At 61.3% G+C, this 11,547-nt stretch carries 13 protein-coding genes; 9 read left to right on the top strand and 4 right to left on the bottom strand.

Annotated features, from left to right (window positions below; all coding sequences use genetic code 11):
• A partial coding sequence (locus tag JOY90_RS35035; protein ID WP_291695659.1) for a LysR family transcriptional regulator substrate-binding protein occupies nt 1-646 on the top strand: 646 nt, incomplete at its 5' end.
• Between the two features lie 38 nt (nt 647-684).
• Here JOY90_RS35035 and JOY90_RS35030 read toward each other — a convergent pair.
• Nucleotides 685-1,833 (bottom strand): patatin-like phospholipase family protein, encoded by a 1,149-nt coding sequence (locus tag JOY90_RS35030; protein ID WP_291695658.1) that lies wholly within the window; start codon nt 1,831-1,833, stop codon nt 685-687.
• Nucleotides 1,834-1,903: 70 nt separating this feature from the next.
• The gene (locus tag JOY90_RS35025) at nt 1,904-2,728 is read right to left on the bottom strand and encodes a 3-hydroxybutyrate dehydrogenase (protein ID WP_291695657.1); all 825 of its coding nucleotides are present in this window, start codon (nt 2,726-2,728) and stop codon (nt 1,904-1,906) included.
• Between the two features lie 178 nt (nt 2,729-2,906).
• Between JOY90_RS35025 and JOY90_RS35020 the strand changes: the two genes are divergently transcribed.
• The gene (locus JOY90_RS35020) at nt 2,907-3,806 is read left to right on the top strand and encodes a LysR family transcriptional regulator (protein WP_291695656.1); all 900 of its coding nucleotides are present in this window, start codon (nt 2,907-2,909) and stop codon (nt 3,804-3,806) included.
• Between the two features lie 35 nt (nt 3,807-3,841).
• Here the strand turns inward: JOY90_RS35020 and JOY90_RS35015 are convergent, their stop codons facing one another.
• On the bottom strand, nt 3,842-4,549 hold the full coding sequence (locus JOY90_RS35015; RefSeq protein WP_291695660.1) for a peroxiredoxin-like family protein: 708 nt from the start codon (nt 4,547-4,549) through the stop codon (nt 3,842-3,844).
• Between the two features lie 197 nt (nt 4,550-4,746).
• Here JOY90_RS35015 and JOY90_RS35010 point away from each other — a divergent pair, with 197 nt between their 5' ends.
• The 4 genes from JOY90_RS35010 (at nt 4,747) to JOY90_RS34995 (ending at nt 8,580) form a co-directional block, all read left to right on the top strand.
• On the top strand, nt 4,747-5,241 hold the full coding sequence (locus JOY90_RS35010; protein WP_291695655.1) for a DUF302 domain-containing protein: 495 nt from the start codon (nt 4,747-4,749) through the stop codon (nt 5,239-5,241).
• Between the two features lie 40 nt (nt 5,242-5,281).
• Nucleotides 5,282-6,643 (top strand): NAD(P)/FAD-dependent oxidoreductase, encoded by a 1,362-nt coding sequence (locus tag JOY90_RS35005; RefSeq protein WP_291695654.1) that lies wholly within the window; start codon nt 5,282-5,284, stop codon nt 6,641-6,643.
• A 129-nt stretch (nt 6,644-6,772) separates the two neighbouring features.
• Nucleotides 6,773-7,264, top strand: a complete 492-nt coding sequence (locus tag JOY90_RS35000) for a cupin domain-containing protein (RefSeq protein WP_291695653.1) — start codon at nt 6,773-6,775, stop codon at nt 7,262-7,264.
• Nucleotides 7,265-7,374: 110 nt separating this feature from the next.
• Nucleotides 7,375-8,580, top strand: a complete 1,206-nt coding sequence (locus JOY90_RS34995; protein ID WP_291695652.1) for an MFS transporter — start codon at nt 7,375-7,377, stop codon at nt 8,578-8,580.
• 289 nt (nt 8,581-8,869) lie between these two features.
• Here the strand turns inward: JOY90_RS34995 and JOY90_RS34990 are convergent, their stop codons facing one another.
• Entirely contained in the window at nt 8,870-9,388 is a 519-nt protein-coding gene (locus JOY90_RS34990) for a MarR family winged helix-turn-helix transcriptional regulator (RefSeq protein ID WP_291695651.1), read from the bottom strand.
• A gap of 422 nt (nt 9,389-9,810) precedes the next feature.
• Between JOY90_RS34990 and JOY90_RS34985 the strand changes: the two genes are divergently transcribed.
• From JOY90_RS34985 to JOY90_RS34975, 3 genes are all read left to right on the top strand, one after another.
• The gene (locus JOY90_RS34985) at nt 9,811-10,263 is read left to right on the top strand and encodes a MaoC family dehydratase (protein WP_291695650.1); all 453 of its coding nucleotides are present in this window, start codon (nt 9,811-9,813) and stop codon (nt 10,261-10,263) included.
• Nucleotides 10,260-11,141: a CoA ester lyase gene (locus JOY90_RS34980; protein WP_291695649.1), complete on the top strand. Its 882-nt coding sequence runs from the start codon at nt 10,260-10,262 to the stop codon at nt 11,139-11,141. Before JOY90_RS34985 ends, JOY90_RS34980 begins: the two co-directional genes overlap by 4 nt.
• On the top strand, nt 11,134-11,547 hold a 414-nt coding region (locus JOY90_RS34975), incomplete at its 3' end, for an acyl-CoA dehydrogenase family protein (protein WP_291695648.1). The genes JOY90_RS34980 and JOY90_RS34975, both read left to right, overlap by 8 nt.

Here is an 11,547-nt window from a genome sequence, read left to right as displayed (position 1 = left end):
CATGTGCACGATAGCGCCGGCGCTGCTGATTCAGCTTTTCGCCCGGTTTCGTAGTTCGCGCCCCGACGTCAAGCTGGAGCTGATCGATGGCACGGCCCAGTCTGTCGAAGAACAACTTGTCACCTCGGCGGCCGAGATTGCGATCTACTGTCGCCCCGACCGCGCGCCCGACTCCCGCCTGAATTATTTGCCGTTATTTCGCGAGCAGATGATGATAGTGCTTCCGTCCACGCACCGCCTCGTGTCGCATGATCAGATCGAGATATCGGATCTCGCCGGCGAAAGATACGTGCAGCGTTCCTTCTGTGAGTTCAACGACGTCGTCGACAGCGTGTTCGACGCCCGTGGCGTCGACTGCGAAACCGTCTATCGCAGCGACCGGGACGATTGGGTGCTGGCCATGATCGCAAGCGGCTTCGGATTCGGCTTCTTCCCGAAATATTCGATCTCGAATCCGGACGTTGTTGCAAGACCGCTGGTCAATCCGGAATTCTGGCGGGAAGTAAGTCTGACGACGGTGAAAGGAAGGCCGTATTCGCGTGCCGTCGGCGCCCTCGTGCACGTGGCGATGAGATCGTCATGGCTGGGCGAGGCCCCTCTGGCGGTCAGGAACCTCTCCGCGGAGGATGCCGGGTCTGACGATTGAAACCGACAATTCCGCAAAATCCCGCCTCCGGGCGCCTCTCACTCCGCCGCCACCGGCATCAGCTCCATCTGCTCGTGCAGGATCACGCCTGAGAGTGGATCGAATTCCCCGACCCACGGCGCGTGTTCGAGGACCGCCCTGGTGTGAGAGTAGCCCGCCTCCCAGCGCTGCATGATGCCGCGCGGGCTGAAGTCGATGTCCTTGGTATGGGTTTCGCGATCGAGCTGCGGTGCCAGCAGACGCACGACGTGCATGCGTGTTTGGCAGCCGTAACCGGCCATTTCACGCACCTCCGGATTGTCGCGCTCACTCTCGGGCAGTCGTCTGGCGAGCTCGTTGATGATGTGGCGCAGCCGATGCGCCTGTTGCTGACGTGCGATATGGCTCATGATCCGACTGGAATATTGCACGTCCTTGTGCCGGTTCAGCACCTCGGCCATCGTTGTCGGCTCGAGGCCTGCCGGATTCCACAAATGAACGGCGAAGATCAGCGAGTTTTTGCGCGGATTATCGTCGAACACGACTTCTGTCGGCGTGTTGGAGAGAATGCCGCCATCCCAATAGAGCTCGCCGTCGATGCGAACGGCGGGAAAGGCCGGCGGCAGCGCACCGGACGCCATAATGTGCCTGATGGTGAGTTCGCCATCGCGGCTATCGAAATAGCGCATCTGGCTGGTGCGCACGTGAGCGGCGCCGACCGTCAGGCGTGGGGTGCAGCTATTGAGCAAGTCGACATCAACGAGTTCGGTCAGCGTTTGCTCGAGTGGAGCGGTCAAATAATAGCCGGCCCTCTCGGCACCCAGCGGATAGGTGTCGCCGGCGTGTGCCAAAGCGTTTGGCCGAAAGAAGCCGGCTATTCCGTGCGTAATGGTCGCCCAATATGACAGTCGGTCATTGAAGCCGGGAAAGGCCGTGCGAATATTCCAGGCCGGATTTTGCTCCATCCGTTTCCAGAACTCCCTGAGGCGCGACAGCCTGTTCTCGACGGGATTTCCGGTAAGGATGCTTGCATTGATGGCACCGATCGATGTGCCGATGATCCAGTCAGGTTCGATCCCTGCCTCGTGCAAAGCCTGATAGACGCCGGCCTGGTACGAGCCCAGCGCGCCTCCGCCCTGCAGGACCAGCACCACCTGGCCCGGAAGATCCTTGGCCATCGATTTCAGCGTTGACGTCTTGTCGTGCATATCCTGCTCCTACTCGTTCGCCCCCGCTTAAGTTTCGCAAGGCCTTCGGTCTTGTTACACGGGCTCTGCTTCAATGTGCCGTCCAGCCTCCATCGACCGGAAGGGCAATTCCGGTGATCGACGCTGCAGCTTGACCTGCCAGGAACACTGCCAGCGTGCCGATCTCCTCGACTGTCGCGAAACGCTTGTTCGGCTGCTGGGCCAGCAGCACGTCACGGATCACCTGGTCGCGGGAGATGCGGTGTGCTTTGGCCTGGCCATCAATCTGGGCTTCGACAAGTGGCGTATAGACGTAGCCCGGGCAGATGGCGTTGCACGTAATCCCTTCTTCGGCGGTCTCGAGCGCGGCCACCTTCGTCAGCCCGACGATGCCGTGTTTGGCGGCGACATAGGCCGCCTTGAAGGGCGAAGCGACCAAGGCGTGCGCGGAAGCGACATTGATGATGCGCCCGAACTTCTGTTTGCGCATCGCGGGCAGTGCAAGCCGCGTCGTGTGGAATGCGGCTGACAGATTGATTGCCAGAATCTGGTCCCACTTCGCGACCGGAAACTGGTCGAGCGGCGCAACATGCTGAACGCCGGCATTGTTGACGAGGATGTCGAGCCGGCCGAGGTCTTCCAGCGTCGCAGCGATCATCTCGGCGATGGCGTCGGGCGAGGTCATATCGGCCGCTGAATAGACGGCCTTGACGCCGTAATCGGTCTCGATCGCGTCCCTCGTCCTCGCGATCTCGTCCGCGGCTCCAAAGCCGTTCAGAACCACACTCGCACCTGCTCCGGCAAGTGTGCGGGCGATGCCTAGACCGATGCCGCTGGTTGAGCCGGTCACCAGCGCCACCTTGCCGGCGAGCGAGCCTGTATCGCCAGCGGCATGCGATTTGATCTGGATATTCATCTTCCGAACCCTCTTCTGTAGCCGACGGCTCGGAAATCTGCATCACCAGTTGGATTGACGGAAATACCCTTTGGCTTCCAAAACCATAGGTGCGCGCTATGGCGCGTTATGGCGGTCCTGATATGATCCAGCTCCCGATCGGCTGGATTGCCAGGCGCATCAGGGGGAGAGTTCGATCATGGAAATGCACCAGGTGCGGTATTTCCTTGCAGTCGCGCGGACGCTCAACTTCACGCGCGCTGCCGACGAATGCAATGTGACGCAGCCGTCGCTGACACGGGCGATCAAGCAATTGGAGGCTGAGCTGGGCGGAGACCTCTTCAGACGGGAGCGGCCGGCCGGACTTACCGAGCTCGGACAGCGCATGCACCCCCTCCTGAAGCAATGCTACGAGGCTGCGGTCGGGGCTCGCTCTTTGGCCTCCTCCTTCAAGAGCGGCGAAATCGGCGCGCTGAGGATCGCGCTCACCCATTCGATCGACCTGTCGCTGCTCATCCCCTTCCTCGACCAGATCAAGCGACAGTTCAACCGATTGGAATTTCGCTTTCTTCGCGGCAACAGCCGCGAGGTCGGCGAACTCCTCAAGACAGGTGAGGCGGAGCTTGGAATTGCTGCCGAGATCGACCCGAGTTGGGATCGACTGGATACCTGGCCGCTTTTTACCGAGGACTTTCAGCTCGTCACCAGCGCACTCCATAGACTCGCGGGACGTGGCCGTGTCGAGATTGACGACTTGAGATCGGAGCAGTTGTTGTCACGCGCCTATTGCGAACTTGCCTCTCGCCTGAACGCCTCATTGCGCGAGCACGGCGTCGAGATGGATCATTGCCACGAAATCTCGAGCGAGCGGGACCTTATCGCGCTGCTCGAGGCCGACATCGGCGTCGCCATTCTCCCCGACACCTCGCCGATACCGCAGACGCTGAAACGAGCGGCTGTCGATGGGCTAGATGCTCGTCGGACGGTCAATCTCTATGGAGTCGCCGGCCGCGAACGCACAGCAGTCGCGTCCGCCGTGATGCGCATGCTGCGCGGCGCGGATTGGCGGCAATTTCTGGACCAGAGTCGGGCCGCGTGAGAATCCGCACGCGTGCTCGCGCTGCCTCGCCGAGGTTAGCTTGCATCCTTCAGTGCGGCGAGCAGATCCTCGATCGCCATGCGGTGCCGGAAGTCGGGATCGACAAAGCGCGCTTTGACTATGCCGTCGCGGCCTATGACGAATGTCGCGGGAATCGGCAATACCCAACCGTCATTGCCGTGAAAGCTCGCCATGTCGAGGTAGGACAGCAGTCGTTCAATTTCCACGCCGAGCCAGATCGCCAGATTAAGTGACAGCGCATATCCGTTGTCGAGGTCAGTCAGCACTGGGAACGGAGCGTCGGCTTCAGTCTTAAATCGTGCCGCATATTCCTGCGTCTCAGGCATGATGGCGACGATATCAGCGCCCAAGGCCTTGATGCGGTCATGGGCCTTGATTACGGCCCTGACATTGAGCCGGCAGTAAGGGCACCAGTGGCCACGGAAAAACATCGCGGCGACCGGGCCCCGTTCGATCAGTGACGCCAAGGCGACCAGTCGGCCGCTCTCGTCGGGTAGTACGAAAGGAGGCATCGGCTCGCCGGGACGCGGCGCGTTTTCCCCGCCGCCATTTTCGTTGACCCTGATGACGAGACGGTCGACGGCTTCGCCATAGGCCGGAAAGATCTCCCGGCCTGCCGCCGCATAGGCCTTGAGCTGCTCGTTCAGCGTGCCTTCCATCTCCCGGCATCGCTGAAAGGCGAGCTTGAGCCGCTCGGCGTCGACGGGCGAAAGCGATGTCATCCCTTGCTCCGGCAAGTTGGGCTTCAGATTGTAGTTCCCTGTATCGGCTGCCCACAAGGGGCGTCTTGTCTCGGCCAGGAACATTGCACGAAGCGCGATAGCATTGGGCTATCGATATCAGAGCCAGGCCGCATTTTATTTTGGAAGCTCGAGCGGCCATCCTGCCGCGGAAAACTGGCCACCGACAGGAGCTGTCCATGTCCCGCTACAACGTATTGCGACTTGGTAAAATTGCTACGTTTCTCATCCTCGTGCTTCTTTGGGCGTCAGCGGCGCCGATCGATGCCAGGATCGACCGCGACAACGGCATCGTCCGAGTCAAGAGCGCCGTTCCGATGGCCGAGGCAATCATCCGCATCAAGGCGGATATCGCAGCAAAGGGCATCAAATTCTTCGATGAGATCGATCAATCGAAGCTTGCGGCGGATGCCGGCATCAAGCTGCGGCCGTCTACCCTGCTCGTGTTCGGCAATCCACCGCTAGGCACGCTATTCATCACGTCGAACCCCAATGCGGGGTTGGATTGGCCAGTCCGCCTGCTGCTGACGCAGGACGACAATGGCGATGTCTGGGCTGTTTGGACGGATTTCGATTGGATTGCACGGCGTCACAACATCAGGGATCGTAATGCGCAATTCAGCATGGCCACGATGGTCGTAAAATCGATCACCTCTACCATCACCACCAAATGATCGCCTGGCAGTTCGCAACCGCCGACGAGTGGAGAGCTCGATGAGCGCAGAAAAATTTGACGTTGTCATCATCGGCGGCGGCAATGCCGGTATCGGCGTGACCGGTCCGGCCCGGCGTGCGGGACTGTCGGTTGCGATGATCGAAGCGCGCGATCTCGGTGGCACATGTCCCAATCGTGGCTGTACGCCAAAGAAGGTGCTGGTTGCTGCCGGACAAGCACTTCACGACATCGATGTGGCTTGGCAGCATCAGATCGACATCGGCGAGGCGAAACTGGACTGGACTGCACTGATCGCCCGCGAAAAGGACATGATCAAGGACATCCCGGAAAATCTGGCGCGCGCCATGGCACGCCGCAACGTTGAGGTCGTCCGGGGATACGGCGCTTTTGCGGGGCTGGACACGGTTCGGGTGGGTGATCGCACCCTTCAAGCCGGCCACATCGTGATCGCCACGGGATCAAAGCCGCGACCGCTGCCGATTGCTGGTGCCGAGTACATGGTCACCTCCGAAGACATGCTGAAGGAAAGCAGGCGTCCGAAATCGGTGGTCTTTATCGGGGGTGGCGTCATCTCGCTGGAGTTCGGCCATGTGTACGCGCGCGCTGGCAGTTCAGTCACGATTTTGGAGGCGCTGCCGCAACTCTTGCCCGCGATGGATACCGGCGCGGTCGCCGCGCTGCAGGCCGAGAGCGAGCGGATCGGGCTACAGATCAGGACAGGTGTAAAGATCGAGCGGATCGAGACAACCGGCGGACGGTTCCGCGTTGTCTTTATTCACGAGGGTATCGAAAAGGGGGCCGAAGCGGATTGGGTGGTCAATGGCGCCGGTCGCATCGCCGACGTCAATGCGCTCGGCCTCGCCGCTGGCCAAGTGGATCACGACAATGGCCGAATCGCCGCCGATGGCCATCTGCGCTCGACCTCCAATTCGCGCGTCCATATCTGCGGCGATGCCGTTCCGACGTCGCCCCAGCTGTCGCCCATTGCAACTTATGAAGGCGATCTCGTCGGCCGCAATATCGTCGATGGACCGAAGCACAGTCCCGACTATGCCAGCATCGCAACCGCGGTCTATACAGTTCCCGCGCTTGCCACTGTAGGCCTGACCGAGGCCGCTGCGAAAACGAAGGGCCTGTCGGTCGAAACCCATGTCAACGACATGCGCGACTGGTTTTCGGCGCGGACCTACGCCGAAACCGTCGCCTGGTCGAAGATCATCATCGATCGTGGAAGCGACCGGATTCTCGGCGCCCACTTTGTCGGCCACGCCGGTCACGAGCTTGTCAATATCTTTGGGCTGGCAATGAAGTTCGGCATCCGCGCGAGCGAGCTTCGCGAGCACATCTACGCCTATCCGACCTTCGCTTCCGACATCAAGCACATGCTCGGCCATTCCTGAATTCGCATAGCCCGCCGCTATCGACTCAACAGCCAACCGGCATTTCCCGAGGCCAAGAGTTTGCGCGATGCTGATGACACCAGCCGGCCAGTTTCCGGGACCGCGACATCAAAGCAAGGAGATAACGACATGTTCAATGAACTCGTAACCACGCGCAAGATCTGGCAGGCTCTCGGAGCGACCGGCGCCATTGCCATCTCGCTCGCGACAGCTTCCGCTGCACTCGCCGGCGAATGTCCCGCGGACAAGGTGAAACCCAACGCCCGCCCGATGGTCGATTACAAGCCGGTCGGCGTCACCGACGTCACGCTCGGCGCCATCGACCTCGGCAAGCAGCCAGCGCATATCGAGGGCCGCGAGCTGCGCTTCCGCAAACTGACAATTGAGCCCGGTGGCATCGTGCCCTGGCACAGCCACGACGATCGGCCAGCGCTGATTTTTGTCCAGCAGGGCGAAATCGTGGAATACGCCAGCAACTGCGTCGACCCCATCGTGCACAAGGCGGGTGATCTGCGACAGGAGGTCTACGGTACCTCGCATTGGTGGAAGAACCTCGGCAAGGAAACCGTCATTCTCTATGTCGGCGACGTCCGCAAGGACCCGACCGACCACAACATGTAACGAGCGCTCGACCCAACGCCTCGTTACGGATGTGACGGCCGGGAGCTCCGTGTCCAGCCCCGCACGCCCGGGCGTCACATCCCCCATTCGGGATCATAGGACTTGCTGCCATGACCGATATGCCGGCGGAAGCGACGATGGAAGCCATGCAAGCGCACGGTCATTCACCCGGCGCGGTGCTGCGGTCGGTGGTGATCGGCTTGACCGCGTTCTTGACGGTTGTCGATCTTTTTGCAACTCAGGCCATCCTGCCATCCTTGACGCGGCACTACGGGGTAACGCCCGGAGCGATGGGCTTTGCCGTGAACGCCAGCACGATCGGCATGGCCATCGCCGGACTGATGATCGGCTTGTTCAGCCCGCACATCGATCGCAGGCAAGGCATTCTGGCAAGCCTGCTTTTGCTCGCGATCCCGACAAGCCTGCTTTTGATCGCGCCAAATCTTGCCGTCTTCACGATTCTTCGTATTCTGCAGGGACTGTGCATGGCTTCGGCCTTTACGCTCACGCTCGCTTATCTGGGCGAGCAGTGCAGCGCGATGGATGCCGGAGGCGCCTTCGCCGCCTACATCACCGGAAACGTCGCAAGCAATTTGATAGGGCGTCTCATCTCGGCGACCGTAGCCGACAATCTCGGCCTGGCGACGAATTTCTATTTCTTTGCCTTGCTCAATGTCGCAGGGGCGTTGCTGGTCTATTTCACCATCAAGCGTGTCCAGCCGATGCGTTCAACCGGCCCATCGCAATCACCGCTTTCGGCCATGGTGGAACATTGGCGAGATCCGGCCCTGCGCGCCGCTTTTGGCGTCGGGTTCTGCATCCTCTTTGCCTTCATCGGAACCTTCACCTATGTGAACTTCGTTCTCGTCCGTGCTCCGCTGTCGCTCGGCATGATGGGGGTGGGCTTTGTCTATTTCGTATTCCTCCCCTCGATCGTCACCACGCTGCTGGCCGGCAAGGTGGTCGACAGGTTGGGGATGCGACTGTCGCTTTGGGGCGGTCTTGCGATCGCGGCACTCGGGCTGCCACTGATGCTCTCATCGCACCTTGCGGACGTGCTCGCCGGGATGGTACTGGTCGGGGTGGGCACCTTCTTTGCGCAAGCCTGCGCCACCGGCTTTGTCGGGCGGGCGGCGCGAACAAACCGCGGGGTTGCCAGCGGCAGCTACCTTGCTTGTTATTTCTTTGGTGGCCTGGTCGGCAGCGCGGTGCTTGGCCAATTGTTCGACCATTTCGGATGGCTCGCCTGCGTTGCGGGTGTCGGAGCAGCGTTAGGATTGGCATCCGCCCTGACGGTTCGGCTCAAGCTGCCATGATAGTCGGCGAAACACCATTTTCGGGCGTAGCTGCAGCCCATAGGATCCCCAGGGATGTCATGGTCCTCGGTGCACTGCCCGAAATGTTCCGAGTAAGGTCGATCGCCAGAACCTGGGGACGATTGCGGCTCGGCGCGACAGGACAGACCGCCAGGCGCGGGACCAGCACTACTCGCCCGACGATATGTCGCAATGCGCCAACGCGGAATTGACTCGGTCCGCATGCAGATTTCGCAACCTGGCCTCGACCCGCGACGTCGGGCGAATCGCAATCGGGCGACCAGGAACGTCACGCCGCCCGTCGCCGCTTTCGGGTCTTGGAAGGCTGCACATCCACCTCGTCCTCAACATTGTTGGCCGGCGCACCGTCCGACATGGCGAGCAGGTTGCGTTTCATGGCGAGAAGCGCATCCGAAGCGGCCTCCAGCTGCTTCCGGTCGATTCCATTGACGATCCTGGCGTTGAACTTGTCGGTCTCCTTCCTGAGCTTCTCCAGGAAGCCGCGAGCCTGCTTTGTGACGTAGACGCGCTTGACCCGCCGGTCGACCGGATCGGCCTGGCGTATCACGAAGCCGGAGGACTCCAGCCGGTCGATGAGCGCTCCGACGGCGACCTTTCCGACGTCAAGTTCATTGGCGAGCTGGGTCTGCGGCAGCCCGTCCTTGCGCGAGATGAACGCGAGCACCCACCATTGCGAGCGGGTGATCCGGAGCGGCGCCAGCGCGCGATCGAACATCATCCTCCTGAGCCGCGACACGTCATGGATGAGATAGCCGAGTCGAAGATCCCAATCGGGCTGATCAACCATCGATGTTTCCCTGCACGGCCGGTCGCGGCCGAGTTCAACCGATACCATGCACCAGCGTACTTTAAAGGGAAGGCTACGGAAGTGCATCAACCCGCCCCGTTCACGGTCCACGGATCCGCGGATTTGCAGAATAGGTACGCTAGTGTATTAATAACGCAAGGCGCTGATCTCTGTGCTGGAAGTCCCGGGGTGAGATTCCACCGAACGGATAGGACCCCGCCGACCGTGAGCGCGCATGAGTTGTTCAGCGGAACCGGCGCGCCGTCGCTGCCTGCGTCGTTGGCCGATCCGCGTTGCGCCTCCTCACAACTGGTACGCTTGTTTACGATCTGACAATACGGTAGAAAAACCGCGATAGACAGGCATATCATGTCTGGACGGGCCGGCAGTTCACCCTGCGACATCGACAAAGAGGCGAGCCAATGGCGGGGCTGTATTACGAGCAATTTTCGGTCGGACAGACCTTCAAGCACGAGATCCGGCGCACGGTGACGGACATGGACAACATCCTGTTCTCGTCGCTGACCTACAATCCCGCAGCGGTCCATATCGATCACGAATATGCGCGAGGAACCGAGTTCGGAAAGCCGCTGATGAACTCGATCTTCACGCTGGGCCTGGTCATCGGGCTCTCGGTGCAGGACACGACGCTGGGCACGACGGTCGGCAATCTGGGGATGGAGGAGACGAAATTTCCGCGCCCCGTCTTTGCCGGTGACACCTTGCGTGCGGAGACCAAGGTGGTCGCCATCCGCGAAAGCAGGTCGCGCCCCACCCAGGGCATCGTGACCTTCGAGCATCGCGGGTTCAACCAGCGCGACGAGGAAGTGGTCTATTGTCGCAGGAACGGCTTGATGATGAGGCAGCCCAAATGAAACTGCGCTCGCTGTTGTTCGTGCCGGCCGATAGCGAAAGAAAATTCGCCAAGGCCAATGGAATCGGCGCCGACGCGCTGATCCTCGATTTGGAGGATTCCGTTGCGACCTCGCGCAAGGCGTTTGCGCGCGGCGCTGTCAGGGAATTGCTGCCGGGTGGTGCAAGAAACTGGTCGTTCCTGGTCAGGATCAATCCGCTTGACACGGGTCTGACGCTCGAGGATCTGGCGGCCGTGGTTCGTCCGGGTCTGGATGGCCTTCTGCTTCCGAAGGTCAACGGCATCGAGGACGTCGATCTCATTGCAAATTATGTCGACGCGCTCGAGATTGCCGCCGGCGTGCCTCCCGGTCATGTCAGGCTCTTGACCGTTGCGACGGAGACGCCCGCCGCCATGATCGGCCTTTCCGGTTATGCGCGGAGGAACCCGCGGCTGGTGGCCATGACCTGGGGCGGCGAAGACTTGAGCGCGGCGCTCGGGGCCCTCACTCCGCGCGAGGCTGACGGCAGCTGGACCTTTCCCTATCAGGTCGCCCGCGCGCAGTGCCTGTTTGCCGCCGGCGCCGCCGGTGCTGCGGCGCTCGAAACGCTCTACGTCGATTTCAGGGATGACAAGGGGCTGGCGGAAACCTGCAGGATCGCGCGGCGGGACGGCTTTGTCGGCCGGATCGCCATCCATCCGGATCAGATCGCAACCATCAATGCCTGCTTTACGCCGTCGGTCGCCGATCTCGAGCATGCACGCCGCGTTGTCGCGGCATTTGCAGCGCAGCCGGATGTCGGCACGGTCGGCATCGACGGCAAGATGTACGACATGCCGCATCTGGTCGCCGCGCGACGGACGCTAGCTTCCGTGGGAGAGGGGAGCTCGAATGGATAGATCGTTTTCCAACCAACTTGACGTCCCGGAAGATCACGCCGCGATCCGCGACGGCGTGCGTGCGGTCGTCACGCGCTTCGATGATGAATACTGGCTGGCGCGTGACGACGACGGTGAATTCCCGCATGACTTCCATCGCGCCATGGCGGATGCCGGCTGGCTCGGCATTTGCGTGCCGGAGAAATTCGGCGGCGCCGGCCTCGGCGTCACCGAGGCTGCGATCATCATGCGCACGGTTTCGGAGTCCGGCGCCGGGATGTCGGGTGCATCTGCCATTCACATGAACATCTTTGGCCTCAACCCGGTAATCGTGTTCGGCACCGACGAGCAGCGCGCCCGCATGCTGCCGCCGATGGTCGAGGGCAAGGAGAAATCCTGCTTCGGCGTCACCGAGCCGAACACGGGC

The organism is Bradyrhizobium sp. (assembly GCF_019242285.1).
In the GTDB taxonomy this organism is placed as follows: Bacteria; Pseudomonadota; Alphaproteobacteria; order Rhizobiales; family Xanthobacteraceae; genus Bradyrhizobium.
Note: the sequence above shows the minus strand (reverse complement) of the source record. Positions and strands in the feature narration are given on the sequence as shown.